At 59.0% G+C, this 20,240-nt stretch carries 25 protein-coding genes; 9 read left to right on the plus strand and 16 right to left on the minus strand.

Translation table 11 applies throughout. The features are described 5' to 3' along the window. Positions 1-33: 33 nt before the first annotated feature. The 6 genes from AC1DE4_RS04185 to AC1DE4_RS04210 all read right to left on the minus strand — a co-directional run bounded on the left by AC1DE4_RS04185 (position 34) and on the right by AC1DE4_RS04210 (position 5,192). The gene (locus tag AC1DE4_RS04185; RefSeq protein ID WP_477880125.1) at positions 34-1,044 is read right to left on the minus strand and encodes a zinc-binding alcohol dehydrogenase family protein; all 1,011 of its coding nucleotides are present in this window, start codon (positions 1,042-1,044) and stop codon (positions 34-36) included. Between the two features lie 149 nt (positions 1,045-1,193). Next, a complete protein-coding gene (locus tag AC1DE4_RS04190; protein ID WP_477880127.1) occupies positions 1,194-1,988 on the minus strand; it encodes a transporter substrate-binding domain-containing protein in 795 nt (264 codons plus the stop codon). Between the two features lie 31 nt (positions 1,989-2,019). Next, positions 2,020-2,748 (minus strand): amino acid ABC transporter ATP-binding protein, encoded by a 729-nt coding sequence (locus tag AC1DE4_RS04195; protein ID WP_477880129.1) that lies wholly within the window; start codon positions 2,746-2,748, stop codon positions 2,020-2,022. Further along, a complete protein-coding gene (locus AC1DE4_RS04200; protein WP_169679892.1) occupies positions 2,732-3,382 on the minus strand; it encodes an amino acid ABC transporter permease in 651 nt (216 codons plus the stop codon). Before AC1DE4_RS04200 ends, AC1DE4_RS04195 begins: the two co-directional genes overlap by 17 nt. Before the next feature lie 14 nt (positions 3,383-3,396). Then, positions 3,397-4,080 carry an amino acid ABC transporter permease gene (locus tag AC1DE4_RS04205; protein ID WP_477880132.1) on the minus strand — a complete coding sequence of 228 codons (684 nt, stop codon included), beginning with the start codon at positions 4,078-4,080 and terminating at the stop codon, positions 3,397-3,399. Beyond that, on the minus strand, positions 4,077-5,192 hold the full coding sequence (locus AC1DE4_RS04210) for a mannitol dehydrogenase family protein (RefSeq protein WP_477880134.1): 1,116 nt from the start codon (positions 5,190-5,192) through the stop codon (positions 4,077-4,079). Before AC1DE4_RS04210 ends, AC1DE4_RS04205 begins: the two co-directional genes overlap by 4 nt. A gap of 209 nt (positions 5,193-5,401) precedes the next feature. Here AC1DE4_RS04210 and AC1DE4_RS04215 point away from each other — a divergent pair, with 209 nt between their 5' ends. Beyond that, positions 5,402-6,298, plus strand: coding sequence for a GntR family transcriptional regulator (locus tag AC1DE4_RS04215; protein WP_477880136.1), 897 nt, complete (start codon positions 5,402-5,404; stop codon positions 6,296-6,298). Positions 6,299-6,384: 86 nt separating this feature from the next. On the opposite strand, the gene AC1DE4_RS04220 is transcribed toward AC1DE4_RS04215, so the two are convergent. Then, the gene (locus AC1DE4_RS04220; RefSeq protein WP_477880138.1) at positions 6,385-7,179 is read right to left on the minus strand and encodes a potassium channel family protein; all 795 of its coding nucleotides are present in this window, start codon (positions 7,177-7,179) and stop codon (positions 6,385-6,387) included. 136 nt (positions 7,180-7,315) lie between these two features. Further along, complete coding sequence (locus AC1DE4_RS04225) at positions 7,316-7,522, minus strand: hypothetical protein (protein ID WP_477880140.1); 207 nt, start codon at positions 7,520-7,522, stop codon at positions 7,316-7,318. Positions 7,523-8,168: 646 nt separating this feature from the next. Between AC1DE4_RS04225 and AC1DE4_RS04230 the strand changes: the two genes are divergently transcribed. Further along, complete coding sequence (locus tag AC1DE4_RS04230) at positions 8,169-8,636, plus strand: L-2-amino-thiazoline-4-carboxylic acid hydrolase (RefSeq protein WP_477880328.1); 468 nt, start codon at positions 8,169-8,171, stop codon at positions 8,634-8,636. A gap of 466 nt (positions 8,637-9,102) precedes the next feature. Further along, a complete protein-coding gene (locus tag AC1DE4_RS04235) occupies positions 9,103-9,249 on the plus strand; it encodes a DUF1127 domain-containing protein (protein WP_018855572.1) in 147 nt (48 codons plus the stop codon). A gap of 543 nt (positions 9,250-9,792) precedes the next feature. Here the strand turns inward: AC1DE4_RS04235 and AC1DE4_RS04240 are convergent. After that, positions 9,793-10,434 (minus strand): DUF1109 domain-containing protein, encoded by a 642-nt coding sequence (locus tag AC1DE4_RS04240; RefSeq protein ID WP_477880142.1) that lies wholly within the window; start codon positions 10,432-10,434, stop codon positions 9,793-9,795. After that, positions 10,431-10,979 (minus strand): sigma-70 family RNA polymerase sigma factor, encoded by a 549-nt coding sequence (locus AC1DE4_RS04245; RefSeq protein WP_477880144.1) that lies wholly within the window; start codon positions 10,977-10,979, stop codon positions 10,431-10,433. The genes AC1DE4_RS04240 and AC1DE4_RS04245 overlap by 4 nt, the downstream gene beginning before the upstream one ends. A gap of 192 nt (positions 10,980-11,171) precedes the next feature. On the opposite strand from AC1DE4_RS04245, the gene AC1DE4_RS04250 reads away from it, so the two are divergent. The 5 genes from AC1DE4_RS04250 (at position 11,172) to AC1DE4_RS04270 (ending at position 14,649) form a co-directional block, all read left to right on the plus strand. Then, a complete protein-coding gene (locus AC1DE4_RS04250) occupies positions 11,172-11,435 on the plus strand; it encodes a pentapeptide MXKDX repeat protein (RefSeq protein ID WP_477880146.1) in 264 nt (87 codons plus the stop codon). Between the two features lie 72 nt (positions 11,436-11,507). Beyond that, complete coding sequence (locus tag AC1DE4_RS04255) at positions 11,508-12,350, plus strand: cytochrome b/b6 domain-containing protein (RefSeq protein WP_477880148.1); 843 nt, start codon at positions 11,508-11,510, stop codon at positions 12,348-12,350. Next, the gene (locus tag AC1DE4_RS04260) at positions 12,347-13,123 is read left to right on the plus strand and encodes a molybdopterin-binding protein (RefSeq protein WP_025658453.1); all 777 of its coding nucleotides are present in this window, start codon (positions 12,347-12,349) and stop codon (positions 13,121-13,123) included. Before AC1DE4_RS04255 ends, AC1DE4_RS04260 begins: the two co-directional genes overlap by 4 nt. Before the next feature lie 102 nt (positions 13,124-13,225). Next, positions 13,226-13,843, plus strand: a complete 618-nt coding sequence (locus tag AC1DE4_RS04265; protein WP_025658454.1) for a hypothetical protein — start codon at positions 13,226-13,228, stop codon at positions 13,841-13,843. A 383-nt stretch (positions 13,844-14,226) separates the two neighbouring features. Then, a complete protein-coding gene (locus tag AC1DE4_RS04270; protein ID WP_156932667.1) occupies positions 14,227-14,649 on the plus strand; it encodes a hypothetical protein in 423 nt (140 codons plus the stop codon). A 235-nt stretch (positions 14,650-14,884) separates the two neighbouring features. Here the strand turns inward: AC1DE4_RS04270 and AC1DE4_RS04275 are convergent, their stop codons facing one another. The 3 genes from AC1DE4_RS04275 to AC1DE4_RS04285 all read right to left on the minus strand — a co-directional run bounded on the left by AC1DE4_RS04275 (position 14,885) and on the right by AC1DE4_RS04285 (position 16,600). Further along, positions 14,885-15,094 (minus strand): helix-turn-helix domain-containing protein, encoded by a 210-nt coding sequence (locus AC1DE4_RS04275; protein WP_245271621.1) that lies wholly within the window; start codon positions 15,092-15,094, stop codon positions 14,885-14,887. Between the two features lie 802 nt (positions 15,095-15,896). Continuing rightward, positions 15,897-16,028 carry a hypothetical protein gene (locus AC1DE4_RS04280; protein ID WP_477880151.1) on the minus strand — a complete coding sequence of 44 codons (132 nt, stop codon included), beginning with the start codon at positions 16,026-16,028 and terminating at the stop codon, positions 15,897-15,899. A 257-nt stretch (positions 16,029-16,285) separates the two neighbouring features. After that, a complete protein-coding gene (locus AC1DE4_RS04285) occupies positions 16,286-16,600 on the minus strand; it encodes a hypothetical protein (RefSeq protein ID WP_156932668.1) in 315 nt (104 codons plus the stop codon). Between the two features lie 302 nt (positions 16,601-16,902). On the opposite strand from AC1DE4_RS04285, the gene AC1DE4_RS04290 reads away from it, so the two are divergent. Next, positions 16,903-17,382, plus strand: a complete 480-nt coding sequence (locus tag AC1DE4_RS04290) for a hypothetical protein (RefSeq protein WP_025658458.1) — start codon at positions 16,903-16,905, stop codon at positions 17,380-17,382. A 534-nt stretch (positions 17,383-17,916) separates the two neighbouring features. Here AC1DE4_RS04290 and AC1DE4_RS04295 read toward each other — a convergent pair. From AC1DE4_RS04295 to AC1DE4_RS04305, 3 genes are all read right to left on the minus strand, one after another. After that, positions 17,917-18,192: a DUF982 domain-containing protein gene (locus tag AC1DE4_RS04295; protein ID WP_051420028.1), complete on the minus strand. Its 276-nt coding sequence runs from the start codon at positions 18,190-18,192 to the stop codon at positions 17,917-17,919. A gap of 1,001 nt (positions 18,193-19,193) precedes the next feature. Continuing rightward, complete coding sequence (locus tag AC1DE4_RS04300; protein WP_084659626.1) at positions 19,194-19,514, minus strand: DUF982 domain-containing protein; 321 nt, start codon at positions 19,512-19,514, stop codon at positions 19,194-19,196. A gap of 402 nt (positions 19,515-19,916) precedes the next feature. Next, entirely contained in the window at positions 19,917-20,141 is a 225-nt protein-coding gene (locus AC1DE4_RS04305) for a hypothetical protein (protein WP_477880154.1), read from the minus strand. Between the last annotated feature and the right edge of the window lie 99 nt (positions 20,142-20,240).

A 20,240-nucleotide genomic window follows, 5' to 3' on the forward strand; every position in this document is an offset into this window, starting at 1 on the left:
ACCCGCGCTTTCGCTTGAAGTTCGTCGATGCTTTCAAACGTCCAGGATCGCTTTGATGACGCCCGCCTCCGGACGGGCCCATTCCACCAGCAGCGCCGCGCCATCTTCCAGGCGTCCCCGATGCGTATTGAGAGCACGGGTCGGCACCTTGCCGGCCTCGATCTGGCGCACGACCTCGGCAAAGTCGTCCGGCTGGGCATTGCGGCTGGCCAGAAGCGTCGCCTCACGCTTGTGGAATTCCGGGTCGGAGAAGGTGATGTCTTGCCGTACGACGGAGAGCAGCACATAGCGCGCACCGTGGGCAAGGAAGCCGAAACCCCGCTCGATGGGGCCGGCACTCCCGGTCGCGTCGACCACAACATCGAAACCGTCGCCGCCGGTCAGGCGCTTCGCTTCCGCCTCGGCGGAGGCATCGGCGAGCATTGCAGCGTCAGCGCCGAGCCGGTCTGTGGCAAAGGCGAGCCGATCGGCGCGCGTGTCCATGACAGTCACATGCGCTCCGCGCGTCTTGGCGAAAATGATTGCCGACATGCCGATCGGACCGGATCCGGTAACGAGCACGCGGTCAGCGGCGTTGATCGCGCCGCGCTTGACGCCGTGCGCGCCAATCGCCAGGAATTCGATCATCGCCGCATCTTCAAGCGCGATACCGCCCGTCGGCACCACGTTGGCCTCGGGCACCGAAACATATTCGGCCATGCCGCCGTCGCAGTGCACGCCCAGCACGCGGATCGACTGGCAGGCATTCGTCAGCCCCTTCCGGCAGGCATGACATGTACCGCAGGAGAGATAGGGCACGATATAGACGTGTTCGCCCGTCTTGAGACGGCTGCCCTCAGGGGCTTCCTCGACCGTACCGGAAAGTTCGTGGCCCATGACGCGCGGGTATTCGAGAAAGGGGTGCTTGCCGGCGAAGATGTGAAAATCGGTCCCGCAGATGCCGACATGGCGGATGCGCACGAGAACCTCGCCAGCGCCGCGTGCCGGTGCCGGACGGGAGACAAGCGAAAGACGGCCGGGTTCTTCGCAGAGAAGCGCTTTCATGAAGTTCATCCTGATTGTCTGAAGGTTTGGACGGCGCCACAGAGCCGCCGGGCATATCGACAAGGTCCTTCCGCCTCGTCATCGGGCGGCAGCCCGACCGGACGAGGGAGGCGCATGGGCGACCGTGGGTCGGCCGCCCCGCTATTCGCTTACGGTTTCGGCATTTCCGCCGGCAGGTCGACGTTGTTGTACTTCTTGTAGATCTCGTTCAGCTTTCCGTTGGCGAGATCGGTCTTGACCCAGTCGTTGACTGCCGCCTTCAGCGCATCGTCGCCCTTGCGTAGGCCAACGGCGTAGGGATTGACCTTGAGCACGAACTTGACCTCGAGTGGGTCGTTCGTCCGGCGCTCGTTGACGGCATTCATGATCTGCGGAGCGGAGATCATGATATTGTTCTGGTCGGAGACGAGTGCGGTGACGAGGGTCGCGTCGTCGTCATAACGCACGATGTTGGCTCCCGTCGCCTGGCTTGTGGCTTCCTTGTCGTTGGTCGTACCGCGGGTTGTCGCGACATCCTTGCCCACCAGTTCTTCCAAACCCTTGATCTCAAGACCCTTCGGAGCGGCTGCGATGACCTGGATGACGCCGTGCGGATCGGCGAAATCGATCACCTTCTTGCGTTCCTCGCTGATGGAGAGCGAAGCGACGACCACGTCGGCCTTGTTTGTGAGCAGGAAGGGAATGCGGTTCGGGCTGGTCACCTCGATGATTTCGAGCTTCACGCCGAGGTGATCGGCGAGCAGCTTTGCGCTTTCCACCTCGGAGCCCGTCGGCTGCATGTTGGCATCCTGCATGCCGAAGGGCGGTGAGCCGAGGTCGATGGCCGCGCGCAACGTGCCGCGTGCCTTGATGTCGTCAAGCGTGCCGGCGGTGGCTATTGCCGGGACGGCACCAAAGAGAGCGAGCGCCAAGGCGCTGGTCATCAGGGTTCTGCGTTTCATCATTTAATCTCCTCCTTGAGACATTTCGATCGAATTAGAGGCCGTTGCTCAGGAACTCGCTTAGTTCCTTCGTCTGCGGATTATCCAGCATCGCGCCGGGGCCTGTTTCCCAGACCTTGCCCTGGTGCATGAAGATCACCTTGCTCGCCACCTTGCGGGCGAAGGCCATTTCGTGGGTGACGAGGATCATGCTCATGCCCGCGCGGGCGAGATCCTCCATGACGCGAAGAACCTCGCCGGTGAGCTGCGGGTCGAGTGCCGAGGTCACCTCATCGAAGAGCATCAGCTTCGGTTGCATGGCGAGCGAACGGGCGATGGCGACGCGCTGCTGCTGGCCGCCGGAAAGTTGCTCGGGGTAATTGTCGGCCTTCTCCTGGAGGCCGACCTTCGCCAGCACCTGCTCGGCAAGCGCGCGCGCTTCAGCCTTGCCCATGTTCTTCACGCAGGAGGGCGCGAGCATGATGTTTTGTGCCACCGTCAGATGCGGGAAGAGGTTATAGCTCTGAAAAACGATGCCGACATCGCGACGCAGCGCCCGCCGGTCGAGTGCAGCGTCGTGGACCTTGTGGCCGCAAACGAGGATCTCGCCGCTGTCGATGGTCTCGAGTGCGTTGATACAGCGTAGCGCAGTCGATTTGCCTGAGCCCGAAGCACCGATCACCGCGATCACTTCGCTGGCGCAGATATCGAAACTGACCCCCTTCAGGACCTTCACGGCCCCGAAGCTTTTGTGCACGTTGCTGAGGCTAACGACGGCCGACATTGAGTTTCCTTTCAAGGCTGCGGCTCCAGGCCGAGAGCGGATAGCAGATGGCGAAGTAGAAGGCGGCGACGACGATGAACACCGTGAAAGGCTCAAAGATCGTGTTGTTGACAAGCTTGCCGGCCTGGGCGAGCTCGACGAAGCCGACAACCGAGGCCAGCGAGGTGTTCTTGACGATCTGCACGAGGAAGCCGACGGTCGGCGCCGTGGCGATGCGCATGGCCTGCGGGAGGATCACCCGGGTCATGCGTTGCCAACGGCTGAGCGCCAGGCATTCGGCCGCCTCCCATTGGGTCTTCGGCACGGATTCCAGGCAGCCGCGCCAGATTTCCGCAAGGAAGGCAGACGAGTAGATGACAAGGCCAAGGCCGGCGGCGACAATGGCCGGCAGGCTATCGAGGCCGATGACGGCAAGGCCGAAATAGAAGAGGAAGAGCGTGACGAGCAGCGGTGTGCCCTGCACGATCTGGATATAGCCGCTGGCAAGTCGCCGCAGCAGCGGGCTTGGCGAAATCCGGGCGAGCGCCATGGAAAAGCCCAGGACGGAACCCCCGATGAAGCCGATTGCTGAAAGACCGATGGTCCAGAGCGCCCCAACGGCGATGAATTCGATGTGGACGGGCGTGAGCGACATGTCCTGTTCCTTCCTCAGATGGCCGTGCCCAGCTTGCGCCGACGGGGGAAAATAACGAGGCCGAACAGGATGAAGGCTACCCGCACCACGAAGGACAAGGCGATGTATAGAGCCCCCGTGACGATATAGGTCTCGAAGGAGCGGAACGTGTCCGACTGGATGCGGTTTGCCACAGCCGTCAGTTCCTCGGCGGAAATTTGCGATGTGATCGACGAGGCGAGCATCAGCAGTACGTACTGGCTGGTCAGTGCCGGATAGACACGCTCGATCGCAGGACGCACGATGACGTGCCAATAGGTCTGGGTGCGCGTCAGCCCAAGACATTCGGCGGCTTCCAACTGGGACTTGTGAATGGATTCGAGGCCCGCCCGGACGATCTCGCAGGTATAGGCACCAACATTGACCACAAGGGCTGCGACGGCTGCCGTGTTCGCCGATACCTTCAAGCCCATCGAGGCGAAACCAAAATAGACCAGGAAGATCTGCACCAGCAGCGGTGTGTTGCGTATCGTCTCGACGTAGACCGCTGCCAGAAATTTCAGCCAGGAAGGACCGTCCGCCCGCGCGATGGCGCAGAGCGTGCCGACAACGAAACCCAGGACTGTTGCGAGCGCAGAAAGCTTCAGCGTAAGCCAGACCCCCTGCAGGAACACCGGCCAGTACGGCAGGAGGGCGGAAAAGTCGAATGTATAGCTCATGCCGTCGCCTTCTGCCGGGAAACGATCGAGGAAAGAACCGGCGCTGGCGTACCGGCCCAATCGAGGAAGGCCGCGATACGCCGTTCGACCTTCAGCGCGTGATTGCCAGCGATGTCGGCGATGCGGTGGTCGAGATAGGGATTGCGGAAGCGGTCCATGGTGGTGGCGACATAGGCGCGCGCCGCATCCTCCATCCCGCGTGCGGAGAAACCGGGCAGGACCTCGTCGCGATAGATCGCGTCGAGGCGGGTGCTGACGGCAGGCTCTGCCAGGATGGCACGAACGGTCTCATGCTCCGGCCGGCCGTCGCGCTGCCAGATATCGGCAAGGACGCTGTGGCCGAGATTGAGAATATGCAGCTTGAGCCGCTCGTAGGGTTCGAGGTCGTCCGTCAGCACGATGGACGGATGCGTGCAGGGAAGGCTGAGGCCCGGCGCCCGCTCGATCGCCCAGAGCGCGTAAGGCTCCGCCACCGCGCCCGCTGGCTGCAGCGGCTCGGAGACGATGCGATCGACGAGCGTGTTGGCGAAAAGCACCTCCTCGTCGAGGTACCTCAGGAAATCCGCAGGGGCGCTGGCCGTCGCCGCAAGGTCGCGGACAATGGCCCTTAGCGCCGGTCCGTTGCGGTTGACGAGTTCGCAGGGCAGCACCGTCAGCGGACGCCCGCCACGCTGCCAGCGGGCATGGAGGAGCTGAAGGAGCTTGCCGGGAAACGAGACAAGCGGCGTGTCAGCAAAAAGGCCGGTGGACGCCTCGCCGGGTGTGACCGCATAGCCTGAGTCACCGGTGTTGGAGACCACAAAATCGGCTTCGTGAGCGAAGAGATCGACGATTTCGGCCCAGTCGCCAGCGGTCGAAAGGCCGCGCGATACGCTTTTGACCGCCACGCGACGCTCGGTGGGCATGCCGTTTTCAAGGCCGCGAAGAACGACAGGAAAGCCCGCCGGATCGGAAAAGGCCGCAAGCCGACCGGCCCGCTCGGCAGAGCCCGAGGTCTGCACGATGACGACCGAGGGCACGTCCTGACCCGCTTCCCGTGCCTCGTGCAGGAACAGATCCACATGCGCCTGAAGGAAGCGGCTCGTGCCGAATTGAAGGATGAGCCCCGTCATAGGCCGAACACCGGGAGGCGGCCGGTGCCCAGAAGAGGACAGCAACAGAAAAGGGTGTGAGGATGCGCTTCGCATCCATTGTCCGCGTGCATGAACTCCTCCTTCCACACAGCTGGTCTGTTTTTTTTCTATAAAAGACATTATTTGGACGGGCAATCTGTTTTTTTTATAAAAAAATCATTGTAAAAGACAAAGCGTCGGGGGGCGGCATGAAGACGAACACACTTTACAAACGGACGCTCAATCAATGTCTTGACGTACTCGCACGCAAGTCGCCGGGATCAAAGCTTGCGTCCGAGCCGGTCCTGGCGGCCGAACTTGGCGTCAGTCGGACGACGCTGCGCGCCGTGCTGGCGGAGCTTTCGACGAGCGGTATCGTCGCGCTCGACGGGCGCTCCAAAGTGCTCCTGCGGCTGCCGTGCGCCAAGGACTATCAGGCAGGGACTGATCTCGGGCCGCTCGCGGAGATCGTCGAGCGCAAGTTCATGACCTGGATGGTGGGGCCCGATTGCAGTCCTGGCCAGAGCATCAATGCGCTCGATCTGGCCCGCCAGTTTGGGGTCTCCACGTCTGCCATTCGCGAATGCCTCAACACGTTCAGCCATTTCGGCCTGCTGGAGCGGCAGAGCAGCGGACGCTGGAAGGCCCTCGGTTTGACGGTGGACTTCGTGGCCGAGCTTTTCGACATGCGCGAATTCATGGAAATCCGAGCAGTGGAGCGCTTCATGGCGCTACCGCCCGACCATGCCGCATGGCGCACGCTTGCGTTCCTCGAGCAGGAGCATCGGGAGATGCTGGCCGAAATCAGCTGGCGCTACCGCGATTTCTCCGATCTCGACCACCGGTTCCATAAGCTGGTCCACGGCGTCGCCCCCAACCGGTTCTTCATCAATATCCAGGGCGTGATGTCGGTCATTTTCCACTATCACTATCAGTGGAGCAAGAAAGACGAGCGAAAGCGTAATCACGTCGCGGTCGAGGAACATCTGGCCTATATCGCTGCCCTTCAGAGTGGCGACCTCAAACAGGCGCGCCATGCCTGCGCCGAGCATCTGAAGACCGCCCGCTCAACGCTTCTCTCCTCGATCGAGATCGCCTCGGACTGACCGCGTCGCGTCCTTTCTCGGACAGACATCGCGATGTCGCCCCGGGTTCGAAATCCGCCTCGAAACCCTCCCATCGGCAAGGCCCTTCAGTTTCCTTCGTCGGGGATGTTCAGCACCTCCCCACAGGCCTTGCAATGCACGGCATCGGTATCGTGCCGCTGAAGGCCGCATCGGGGGCACGCAAACGTGACTTTGTGCGGACGCACGACCGCCTGCGCCAGCCGTACAAAAAGCGATATGCCGACGATCATGGTGACCACCGACGTGAGCTTTCCGAGGGTTCCGGGCAGCGTGATATCGCCGAAGCCGGTCGTTGTGACAGTGGCGACCGTGAAATAGAGGGCGTCGACGAAGCCTTCCTCACCGTTTCTGTCGTAGAAAAACGAGGTGTAGACGAATCCCGTGATCAGGAAGAGGAAGACCAGGAAGTTCAGGATCGCGCGGAGAACCTCAACGAATTCGCTGCAACCAATCCGACGCAATCCTGCCAGAAGCAGGGGGCTACGGCCGAGCGCCCAGAGGCGCATGACCCGGAGGAAGGCGAAATTGAAGAGAAGGGAAGGGAAGAGCAGGGTCGCCAGAATGATCAGGTCGACCCATGTCATTGGTCGAACGAGCCATGCGCCGACTGAGGGGGCTGCGACTGCGCGCGCCACCATCTCGAGAATGATCCACGCCGCAATCGCGTAATCGATGATCAGGTATGACGGTCCCGTTCGCAGATAGGGCCCGAGGACGAAAAACGCGAGGATGGCTATGTCAACCGCCATGAAAGCAGCCTGCACCGCCATCGCCTTGGCGTCATCGCTCGTCTCGAGGCGACGAAGCCAATCGCGGATAGACTGCCGATACGAACGATCACCTAGGTCGAGGATGCCCATGTGTCGGAAATCTACTCGCTTTGCCCGCCTCGTTATAGATCAAAATAGCGAGGGCAAACGACATGCGTACATGACGTGGGTACACTTTTGGTATGTGCTTAAACTGCCGTAAGGCAAACACTCGGGCTGGCCAGATCTAATCGGAGCGACGGGCCTCGGCGGGCTTCTTTGACGAAGCTCGCTTGCGTTTCCCGCCCTTGCCGGGATTCGACCGCAACCGACGTCGCAGGCTCACCCGCGACGGAACCGGTTGCGCATCGACCAGAAGCGGTTTCGCGTTGATCGCTGCGATGCTTGCCTCAAGCGCAGTCAGCCCGGAAATCACATTATCGAAGATGCCCATGTCCTGCTCCGTTACTTCTGGCAAAAACCTAACATGGGTTCCTGGCGCAGGCCACATCATATTAGCAGCGTCTTATTTTTCCAGTGGGCCGAGCCAAACACCGCGACGGCGGTGCTCCGGAATTTCGTCATCGGGCCTCAAACGCGGTCCGTCATACGCCATTTGCGGCCTATAGCTGCGATGAGCCTGCTCCGTTCCCACCTCATCTGATGCTGACGCCCGAAAATGGCTCTTGATACCATCACTCGACCGATTTCAGTGTCATCGGGGGAAGGGGCTCCCAAATCAGGAGAGCACCCTTGCGTCAAGATTTGCAAGCGCTTGCAAGAGCTTGACGGCGACGTGGGCCTTGGTCATGACGGAACCGCGGTCGGCATCGGCAATCGCTCCGTCTTGAATTTTTGTTGTTGCCGCGGAAATCGAGCGCAGCGCTTTACAGAACCGACGGCGAAACCGCGCTCTTTCATTACCATGTATAGCACTTAACGCTGCCCCGCCACGTCGAGCCTTGAACGTGATCGGCAGCCTGTGGCAAGGTTGCGCCCACCACCCTAGACAGACGAAGCAAAGGGAAGCCGGCATGTCGGATTTGCCAACTGAAGAGACAAGTTGCCCGGACCTAGCGCCTGTGGAAGCGTCAAAACCTATGGGCATCCTCCAGCGGCGCAAGATCGAAGCGGCCATTATCGCGCCGATCTATGATGAGTTGAGGCAGCGCCTGGGTGAAGAAGAGGCACAGGCGATCATCGATGCGGCTGTAAGCAAAGCGGCGATGCGGGCCGCCCGTGAATTCGCAGACGCCACGGAGGAAGGCACCAGTCTGTTGACGTTTCAGGCCCTGCAAAGCCTTTGGACGCAAGATGACGCGCTTGAAATCGAGGTCGTGCGGGCGGATGACAAGGTATTTGACTACAATGTCCTGCGCTGTCGTTATGCCGAAACCTACCGCGAGATGGGGCTCGGCCACATAGGCCATCTCCTGTCCTGTAACCGGGATGCTGTCTTCTGCAAAGGCTACGATGCCCGCATCAAAATGTCTCGCACACAGACCATCATGCAAGGCGCGACACATTGTGACTTCCGGTATGTCCTGGAGGAGAAAACCGCGTCGTAGCTGGTCACCGCCAGGGCAATTCATCCAGGCGTCATTTCTACTGAGATCGCTGACCTTGCCAGCGGACAGCGGGAGCCTCCGGCGTGGTCACAGGAGCGCCCTTCGAGCACTCCCATAGGATCACTACCACCGATTTTGCGAACCGAGATTGTCATGAGGAGCCGAGGACAGTCGATCAGGGCACGCAGCCTCTTTAAAGCGCAACAGGTCTATTTGCCAGCTGGCTCGGCGGCCTGAAAAAGCGACCATAGTCCCTGGCGTCTTCCAGCGAAATGGGCTCGCTCACGGGGTTAAAAAACAAGCATATTCTGAAAGCGCAAGATCATCCTATGCACTAAATGCATAGGTGAGGTGAAGTATTGTGACTGTTTTAAACCGATTGAACCGCCTATATCTCAACCATCGAAACGACGCCGGAGCCAAGCAAGGTTGCTGACGTCATTAGCCCTCAGGAAAGGGGATTATCATGAACGTCGCACGCTCTTTCAACAACTGGCGCAAGTTCCGTCAGACTGTTAACGAACTCGGCCGTATGTCCAGCCGCGAATTGCAGGACCTTGGCATCGACCGCGCCGACATCCGCAGCGTTGCCCGCGCAGCTGTCGCCCGCTGACCGCGCACACCTTCCGTCTCCACGACTGCCGGACGCCCGCTGGTAACGCGGGCGTTTTTGCGTCGATCTCGATAACTGAGGTCGGGTCGGGCCCTGTACTCATCGCCAGTCTTTCCGGCTTGAATTATTTGCATAGCTGCAGTGCAACATAAGGCATGGAAACTGCCGCCGAACGATGTAGAGTTGGAGCTGTCGAAGCAATGCAACTCCTCCCGCAAAGCTTCGAGTTTCAGACGGCCACTCTCCTCCCAGGGACGTCTGAAGGAACAGCGACACTCCTCCCAGTCGCTGTTCGGTTCTTTTCGAAAAGCCTGCCGCACCTCCTCCGCGGCAGGCTTTTTGCTTTTGGGCCACGTCTCGCTCAAAGCCCGGGATTGAGTTGCGGCAGTTTTCCTTCGGCGCACACACAGATGCAGGAATAGCGGTGCRTCGCTTGCCCGGGGCCAATCTGGAGCCTTCGAATTCCTGTTAAGCCCCCGCGCGATTGCTTCTCGCCGGTTCCATCGCACTTAGAGGTTTCCTGAACCTCCAGTCTACCTTGGCTTACCAGCGCAGTAGCGACCGCGATGAAAACGCGCCGAGGATGCCGCACAGGACGATGCCGAGCGTGTACCAGAGCGCTACGAAAGGCAGTCCGTTTTCGATGCAGCCCCAGGAATAGGTCCAGGCACCGACGGCCCCAGCCGTGATGCCGGCGACAAAGCCCGCCAGACGAAGATGGGTGGGGGCCGCGCGGCGCAGGAACCAGATATTGGCGGCAAAGACCGGAAGGGCCGCCCCAAGGATGATGAGCGGGCAAAACCAGGAGGAAATGCCGAATATCAATGTTGGATAGTCGCTTGCCGGAGATGCATGCAACTGCCACAGGCCAAGTGCGACCAGGATCATGTAGATGATAAGAGCGGCAATACCGCAGCTGCGCGGCACGCCACCCGGTCGAGCGACGATCATCAGCGCGCCGATGCCGGTTAGCGCCAGCAACAGCGGATAGAAGGACTTGACCCAGAAGGCCGGAAGATGAAGCGCTATCGACAGGTCGGGCCTCAAGCCATGCGCAAAGAATATCAGGGCCGCCGACAGCACAAGACCAGGCGCCAGAGCCAACGCCAGCAGCCGCCCGAGCGCACCCGGCAAAACCGGCCGCAGGTCTCTTGCCAGAGCGTTGATGAGGTCATCGGTCGTCACTTACCTTCGCCTTTCAATTTCGCCGCCATTGCCTGTATGCCGCGGAACACACTGATCTTGACCATGGCTTCGCTGCGCCCGCTGCCTGCCGCAGTTTCGGCGACGGAATGTCCTTTGAGCCTGACATCCCGGATCATCTCACCTTGCCATGCCGGCAGGCCTTTCAGTAACCGGTCGATATCCATGCCCGCGGCGATCGCATCCTCGCTATAGGCGTCCACCATGTCTTCGACCATCTCCAGTCCGAGATAGGAACGACCACCCGTCCTGCGGTGGTGATCCACCAGCTTGTGGCGCGCGATGGTGAAGAACCATGCCGTGAACGGCCTGCCCCGGTCATAGGTGATCCTGCGTTGATGCAGGGCGAGCAGTGTTTCCTGGACAAGGTCCTCAACGTCGGCCGAGGCTGAGCGGTAGAGCCGTCGCGTGTAGTAGCTTGCAAGCAGATGCCGCAGCATCTCGAGCAGACAGCGATATGCCGCCTCGTCGCCATCGAGGGACAAGAGCATCAGGGCTTTCAGCTCGGGCTCGGTCAATTGCTTCATGTCTATGAGCACTCATACGGCCAGATGAGGAAACCGTTACACGCGGGCGAAAGGAAAAGCGAGAAAACTGAAGCGACAGAAATTTCACGATCACATGACCGTGATGCCTGTAACCGGTCAGCGCTGCGGCCGTAGGAGCCGATGTGACCGTCGTCGCATCCTGCGGCGACCACGCAACCTGGGAGAACCAGCATGAGCATTCGTCCTTTCGCCGTCACTGCAGGCACGGTCTTTCTCGGTGTTTTCCTTGCCGCTGGCGGGACCAGCGCACAGACGAGCACGGACACGATGAAGAAGTCCGACACGATGAAAATGGACAGCATGAAGACCGGCTCCATGAAAACAGACAGCATGAAAATGGGTATGAGCAAGGCCGACTGCATGCACAAGGCCGGCATGGAGAAGGACAGCATGAAAAAGACCGAAATGTTGAAGAGCTGCGACGCGATGAAGTGATCAGGTGGCGCCTCCGCCGGTGAAACTCCGGCGGGGATGGCGCCGTATCGCAAGATGCTGCGAGGACGATCAATGGAAACTGCCGACCTTGACATGAATGGTGGACGAAGGCTGATCCGTCGTCACAGCCTGACTGTGCGCCTGTCGCACTGGCTGAACGTGTTGTGCATGACAGTCCTGCTGTTCAGTGGGCTGCAGATCTTCAATGCCCATCCGGCCCTTTACTGGGGCCAATATGGTGCTGACAGCGATCCATCCTTCCTCTCCCTGGAGGCGGTGGAGCAGGGGGATGCCGTCCGGGGTGTCACTCGCGTCGGCGGGCTTTCCTTCGACACGACCGGAACGCTCGGGGTATCGAATGTTGATGGCGAACCCACGGCGCGGGGGTTCCCCGCCTGGATCACGCTCCCGAGCTACCAGGATCTCGCAACCGGGCGCCGGTGGCACTTTTTCTTTGCATGGCTGTTCGTCGTCAACGGCCTGGTTTACCTGGGCTACGGTCTTCTTAGCCGCCATTTCCGCCACGACCTGTTGCCGACGCCTGACGAACTGGCCCCCGCGCATCTGGCACAGGAGATTGTCGACCACGCCCGACTGCGTTTTCCCAAGGGCGAAAAAGCGCGCCGCTACAATGCCTTGCAGAAGCTGACCTATCTGCTGGTAATCTTCGTGGCTCTGCCGCTGATGATTGCCACGGGCCTCACCATGTCACCGGGGTTCGATGCTTTCGCACCATGGCTCATCGATCTTTTTGGCGGTCGTCAGTCGGCCCGGACCCTGCATTTCATTACCGCCAGCTCACTCGTTGCCTTCGTTGTCGTCCACGTTGCGATGGTTCTGGTGTCCGGCGTCTTTAACAACATGCGTTCGATGATCACCGGTCGCTACGCCATCCAGACGGAGCCAAAGCCATGAGCCGCCTCATAACCCGCCGCCGATTTCTGATTGGCTCGACGCTTGGCGCATCGGCGCTTGGTCTCAGCGGCTGCGACATGTTGGTCGAAAACCCGAAAGTGCAGTCGGTCCTGAAGATCGCCGAGGGCCTGACGATGCGCACGCAACGCCTGCTGATCGGAGATGATACACTCGCGCGGGAATTCACCATGGCGGACATCTCGCCGACCTTTCGAGCCAATGGCACGAGCATGCCGGACGGGGCGCAATATCAGGAGCTGCTCGGCCGGAGGTTCCAGACGTGGCAGCTGCAGGTCGGCGGTCTGGTCGAGCGTCCGGCGGCTTTCTCGCTCGCCGCATTGAAAGCGATGCCGTCGAAAACCCAGATCACCCGGCACGACTGCGTCGAGGGCTGGAGCGCCATCGGCCAGTGGACCGGCGTTCCGCTCGGCGCCCTGTTGCATCAGGTCGGCCTGAAGCCAGAGGCGCGCTATATCGTTTTCCATTGCGCCGACGAATACGAGAAAACACTCGACAACAGCGGCTGGTATTACGAGAGCATCGATCTCGTCGATGCCTTCCATCCGCAAACCATCCTCGCCTATGCGATGAATGGCCGGGACCTCGAGGTACCGCATGGCGCGCCGCTCAGGCTCCGGGTCGAGCGTCAGCTCGGTTACAAGCATGCAAAATACCTCATGCGCATCGAGGCGCTTGCCGATCTGTCTGGTCTTTATGGCGGCAATGGGGGTTTCTGGGAAGACCGCGGCTACGAATGGTACGCCGGAATTTGATGTTCGCGGGGCCGGCCTGATGGCAGCGCCTCGAGGAAGCCGACGGTTTCAACCCGCATCCGCCGGTCGTTTCGATGTCAGGGTTTCAAGAAGGAAGAGCAGATGTCCCCCATTTCCAAAACCGGCTTTGCGTTGCTTGCAGGCGCGTTGATGGCTGTCACCGTGGGCTTTTCGGCAAAGGCTGCGGACCCGATCCGCGTCCGTGGCACGGTCGAAAGCCTCGAGGGCAGCACGCTGTCGGTGAAGACACGCGAAGGCACCGATGCCAAGATCATGCTCAAGGATGGCTGGAAGGTTTCGAGTGTCGCCAAGGCGTCGATTGACGACATCAAGCCAGGCGATTTTGTCGGCATCGCGTCCCTGCCCACCGCCGACGGTGGTGATGGCGCACTCGAAGTGCTGATATTCCCTGCCGCCATGAAAGGCACCGGCGAGGGCAGTTATGCCTGGGACCTGAAGCCGAACAGTTCGATGACCAACGCGACCGTGGCCGATGCGGTCAAATCGGTCGACAGCCGAACCGTGACGGTAAAGTACAAGGGCGGTGAGAAGAAAATCTCCATCCCGGACGGCACGCCCGTCGTCACCTTCGCTCCGGCGACCGAGAGCGACATCAAGAGCGGTGCAACAGTGTTCATTCCGTCAGAACGGGCTGCCGACGGCTCGATGTCCACTCTTCGCGTCGTTGTCGGCACCCACGGTATCGTGCCGCCGATGTGAACGTGTTGAAGGCGTCCTTGGGAGGGCATGCCGGGACAGGCCTGGGCCCGGGCTTCGGCTGCAGGAGCCTGCCCTCCCATCTGCATACAAGGAGCCTCGAACGACAGGAACGGAGGCCTCTAGAGGCCTCCGGATGTTCGAGGAGGATATAGTCAAGCCGTTCGCCAGGGTCTGATAGTCTTGCCCAGGCCGTCGTGGCGTAGGGCCCGTGGTAAGGCAGCATTCGGCGCGACACTGCATAGAGCCCTTCTGGCCCTCCCAAGTGTCTCGACGAAGATGGCGGCATTCTCCGCGGCTCCTGTCGTCGAGGAGAAGGAGACTGTACCGGTCGCGGTGGACAAGGAAGAAATCCAACATCCTCGGCTGGGCTAGCACGGCATTCGGTGGCGGTTCGTTCGGTCTTGCTGCCTTCTCTGGCTTCGACTGGCGGGCCTTGGTTGTCATCCTTGGTTCTGCCGTTGTTCTCACCATTGGCATACATGGTGAACGCGGCGGGTATCGGCGTGGTATGGGCCAATCTTAACAACACCGTGCACGATCTGAAGCAAACTCAGCGCGAGCTTGCAGACCGGTTCGACCGCGAAGCTCACGATCGCAAGGAGCGTGAGAAGATCTACCAAGTGACCATGGACGGGATGAATACCCAGATTGCTCCGCTTCAGTACCAGCAGTCTCAAATGCTTGACAAGGTCAGCGAGAACAAGACCAGCATCGCTCAAACAAGCGGATTGATCGCGTCGTTGAGTCCTTCGGCGGCAAGCTGGATAAGGTCCTCGACACCATCAACAAGATCGCTACCCGAGTAGAGGTGTTGTCCAGCAAGATCGACGAGCCAACGGGAAGAGCGAAAAGTCGCTATCGGCCTTAAAACAAATACCCCGCCAGGAGGCGGGGTATGACTCGTTCCTAATTGGTTGTGTATTGCCCAGCTTACTCAGCAGGCAGCGCGTCTCATAGGGACGTCGTGCGATGCGATATTGATCTCCCTGAGAGCCTGAACCATCTTGTGCGGCTCAGAATTGATCAGAAGGAGATATGCCCTCATCGCCTGCACAGGCCGCGAACGGCCCTGTTCCCACTGCTTGAGTACGTCGACGCGAAATCTTTCTGCGTCAGACCCGTGCGCACACGTATGGCCTTGACATCGATCTCGGCCGGCACATGGAGCTTGTAAGGTTCGGCTTCGTCGCGAGCAACGGCCAAAGCCTCATTCAAGCCCTCTGCGATTTGATCGAATACCTTCTTGCTCATTGTCATTCTCCTACTGCGATCGGTAAAACCCTCCTGCATCAGGGTTCTGTGACAGATGATCGACCAGAGCTTCTATGTCTTGTTCGGACATAGTTGGGGAGACGACGTGGGCAATCGGCTTTGCGATAGATTGTAGGGCAGGTCCAGTAATAGCCGGTCGCACCGCTCGCTAGTTTCTTGAATGAGGTGTATTGCGGCAGGGCGACAGGGACCATCACCACGCTTCCGGGTCTACGTTTTGGCCGCTTACGCCAATAGCCTGGTAAAAGGATGACTCTGAGGACGGTTTTGAGAAGATCAACGACGAGCGGGGCGAGGAGATCGGAGAGGTCCACGTCGACTACTCGGAGATGACGACCTTCTGAGTCGCAGACAGCGAGACAGAGATCGGGAAGTTGCTTCTCGGCTTGCAATCAGATGTTACGAAGTATTTTGTCGCAATCCCGCTGTATAGCTCTAGTTCCTTCTTCAAAGAAGGAGCGTCAACTTGGAAAATCTACGAGAATTTGCCTCAAGCACCAATGGTGATCGGTGGTTTTTGGGCCGCGACGAGGTGACTGATACAGAGGTCGTCGTTCATCGAGGGAACCCCTCTTCGGGCGGTCATGAAACAACAACTACCCTCAGTTCGTTTTTAACGCGGCGCCCGTTCGGACCAGAGCGCGATGCTTTGATTATGGTACTTGCAGACCGCCCCGGCGAAAGTGGTGAGGTACCCGCTTCGCCAGTTTAAGGGCCCATTTATTCGCTGTTCACCCAATGAGACGGGGAGCGCTCGCGCTGTCGATCGCCTTCCCGTATCTCATTTCTTCTTAAAGCCGCTTTGGCTGTCCTTGACCTGAGAACCCAGAGTGGGCGGGGCGCTTTTGTGAGCGGCCTTGTCCTGCTTAGGCTTCCTGGCTTCCTTGTTGCCTCGTACCTGACCCTTGGCCATTTGCGCAGTCTCCTCGTGAGAACAGACCTAGCTGTCATTGGCCGCTGAATAGCAAGAGAAATCTGTCGGACCTTGCCAACGGCAAAGGGAATACTCGCGGCCCAGCAGGGAGACCATCCACCTTCCGCGATAGGAAAAATGTACCTCGTGACCAGCGAGAACGCTGCGGCCCACGATTCATCGCGGCGTCCGCTGGTTAAAAATATCGGCGATAGCTATCAGGAGAATGGCGGCGATGGCGAATTGCCCCGATGCTTCTACCTGAACGCCGTGCCAAGAAATTTGAGAATGTCAGAGGCTGTCTGCATTTGGGCGGTCCCTTTCGTTTCAGGGAACCCTAAAGGCAGATGGTTGTCGTGAGTTACACGCCTCATCGCATGGCTTCCCGGCTTCGTTGAAAGCCCGCTCCAAAAAACCATGAAAGCCAGAAAAACGATGAGATCGCGGGCGCCAAACACGTAGGCGTCGATCATTTGGTTTTCAACCATCGGCTGCCTCGCCGCGGCCGTCATGCTGTGCGCCATCGCGATCGCGCCCGCCAGTGCGGAGGTGATCCAGATCGACCCTGGCATTCATTCGGTCCCGGCACCGAAGGAATATCCGGCGCCGGTCGTTGATGTCGGCGATCAGGTTGCCGTTGTCTCCGAAGTCGCCATTGGGCATCTAGCGCAGGCTGAGACTGGCCGAAGTTCTGTCGAGGTCGTAACAGCTTCCTTTGTACACGTCAGATCCGCATTCCTGCCGGCGTGACTTTCCAGCACCGTGGCATCTTTCCAATCACGTCGGTTCAAACGGACCTCGCGACTGATCCGAGCAAGACCTATCACCTTCGTTGGAGTCCGACCGACGGTTTCGCCCTCAAGGACTCGCGAGCGTGGTCTACAACCCGTCCACACTCGCCGAAACCATCGAGACCTTCGACAGCACCTATGACGACATGCTTTGCGCCCGCATCATCACCAATTCGAGCAATGTTCCAACGGTCACTAATCTGATAAACCGGAATGTGGTACGGGCGAAAGGTGAAGCTACTGGACCAGGGACGTTCGGCACCGGCGGGTTCGGGATCGAAGACGCCACTTTACCGTCCGCCATTACCCATTTTGCGACAGTCCCACTCAACTTCGCTCGGCGACCCGACGCATTTTTATCTGCCCTGAATGCTACGGCAGGCGGGATCTGGGTGAGCCTGACGAGGGACGTTTCCGATCTGCAAAAGCAGGTATCCGAGACGAGCGATACCCTTCACCAGTTTCAGGCTGATCTCAACGCCACAAAGACCCTCCTGCCTCCGATCCAGTGCCAGGCGCCAATGCATTGGCGAGCGCAGTCGACAGGCTTTCGCGGGTGTTGAAGCCGGCCTCCATCAGGTCGAGTGCTGTGGCGGTTACAGCGCGCGCGCACTCGCTCTCCGGGTCGGTTTGGTTGGCTCGGCACCATTCGCTGATAACGGAGGTGAGAACTTCAACCTCTATGTCATCTAATCTGTTGAAGGGGAATTGCATGGTAACGCTCCTCCGATAATGGCAAGAGCGCTGAGGGGGTCTCTCAATCGGACCGTGCCGTGCATCTGGTCCAACGACACATCATACGCCTTATTCGCACGAGGGTCGCGGAAAAAGAAAGGCCGGAACGAGGGGTGTCACCCGGACTTCCTCGATGCATGCATCTCAAAAACAACTGCCGGTACATCCCTTGGCAGCGTTGGAAACGCAATAGGGGCCCACCAACGCCCGCTGGATTGGATGGACCGCGCGTCCGATAAACCTGCCTAAAAAAGAACCCCGCGACCTAGCGGGGCACAATTGGGGAACAACTAGAAGGATGCACCAAAACAAAGAACAGAAAGACACTAGCGCAAAAGTCGTATTCATCAATGGAACGGTGCCTAGGCGAGCCGGACTATTACCTTTGCAGCAAGGGCCGCGGCAAGGAACGCGGAGTGCGCGTCTTTCTGCGTAGTTGCGCCCGTCACCGTACCGGCGCAGGCCTCAAGTGCCGAGAAGAAGGCGCGGCCGTTCGTAACGGGCCAGTTCCTAAAAAGCATATCTAGAGCGTCGTCTGCGGATGCAATGGTATGCGGCACCCGGTTTCGTTCAACGACCAAGATCACCCAACCCGGTATCGACACAATGTCTCCGATTCCGCATTCCAGGATGGTCATCACAGCCAGCGTGTGGCAAAACAATCCTCATCTTAACTCGCCTTATTTCATCCCGGCCTGCTACATCGCAAAGCCGGAGAAGTTCTGTGGTTCCTCGGATGCTTTAACCGGGTGGTCGCCCCTGAATGGAGGCGCGCGTCCGCTGGAAACTTGGCGGAGACTTCGCCGACATTGGTTTGCCAAAACACCTTTCCAGTTCCTTGGATAGGTCGTAGGCGGACGTCATACCGCGTTGGAAACGTTCGATAAGCAGCTTCGCTGCAGCGCTGTACCGCTCAGGATGGGCAACGCTTCTGGCGGAGTTGTATCCAGCCGCATCTAAGACGTCTTGCAGCATTGTGAGGTCTTTTGAATGTAAGATATAGCCGCGTTCGGAAGACACTTTCGGTCCTCCTTCCATTTGGGGCGAGGGCTGAAAGCCCTGATGCAGCAGCGCCCGTAACATTGGCTGCTGACGAAATGAGCATGCCTGAGCGCGACTGCGGATGCAATGTAAATTGTGCAAGTTTTATTTTTATAAGATATATTTTATAAAACCAAAAATTGCGATTGCGCTTTGTGCAGCGGGTACCTATATGGGTTCCATCGGCATTGCTAATGAGCGCTGGAAAGCATCTGTCGCTCGCAATTGCCGCGATCGCTTTTTCTGCTTTTGACCACGGATGTACTGGCACTGGTATGAGTAGCGATGTGAGGAAGGTCGGTGCGGTTTCGCCCCGGCCTTTTTTGTTTTCTAGATGTCTCACGCTACTCAGGTATTGTTGGAAGAAGGGTTCGGCCAAGGCCCGATTCTACGCAGCCCTTGGCCAAGGACCTTTCGACCCTGCGCCGCGGCCGTCAAATCCGTGTTCGATGCCCGCCCACGATGACCTCTCCCGCACCGAAAAGATATTCGTAAAATGTCGTATTTTTTGGGTCTACGCGGAAAAAATGACCCCGCCTGGGCACAAGCGGGGCAGGGGTCGACAGCGAAACGGGAATAGGCACGCCATTTCAGCGGATCAACTACGCGGTCTGGCAATAAGCCTTCGATGAACTGTCGGTGAAGAGTGATGGCTATCTGGTCGCATCGTGTTTCGAGCCGCAAGGCCAGCCTCTAGACATGCCGCAAGAAAGAGTTCCTTGCTGACCGCGGGTGGCGTCTGGTGATTGAGGGCCTTTCGACAGCTAATGACCGCTGCATCGTGATAGGCTCCGCGGGGGGTGGGCCATTCATTTTCGAGGAAGTCCAAGGTGTCGTGAACACTCTGAAAAGACTTCTCGGTGCCATTCTGGAGTCGAACGTTAACAGGGATATTCCAGAGAACATCTGACGTCGTCATTTTTTCCTCCTTTTCTTACAACGACAACGTAAGACGAATCTAATATTCGGTGCGCGCCAGCTCAAGAGGCGGCACGTGAAATCTTAACGGTGCCACCCGCGACACCGCGACAATCCACCATTAGACAAAAAGAGACCCCGCCGGAGTGGAGGCCAAGCGGGGCTCTTGGGCAGTTTGAGTTTGAGTAGGAGCAGCAAGGAGGGGCAATGCCGTTCCGCGTTCTTAACGAGCGACTTCAATCTTTGTTCCGCGCATTGTAGCTAGGCATATCGATGTTCCCATAAAAGAGCCCCGCACGGTGTTGCCGGCGGGGCAAGTTCTTCGACGGAAAGGTCGCGCCATAGAAGGGTGATCTGGCGCGATCTGTACGGGGGAACGTATGTACGAGCGCCTTGTTCCGTTTCAGCCAGCGCGATATCCGCGCGCAGCGTGTACCAGCAGCTTCAACTGGTGCTCGTCGTGGATGCCTTGCCGATAGAGTTCGATAATGATTGAGGCCGCTCGCTGGCCCTCATCGGACGCAGCTTCAATGTGGTTCTGACGACAGTACTGCTCAAGGGCAGCTTGGCATTTCGATAGATCCTCCGACGTCAACGGCTCGTCGTGCCGATGAAATCTCCCGGTCATTTCAGTTTTCCTCCTCTGTTGAAGTGGACGGAAAACGAGATGGTTTGTCGATTTTCGAGATTCAAGACCCTTCGATTTGGATCTCGATCCACCACCGGA

The sequence above is a fragment of the Rhizobium sp. 10N414 genome (assembly GCF_056394785.1).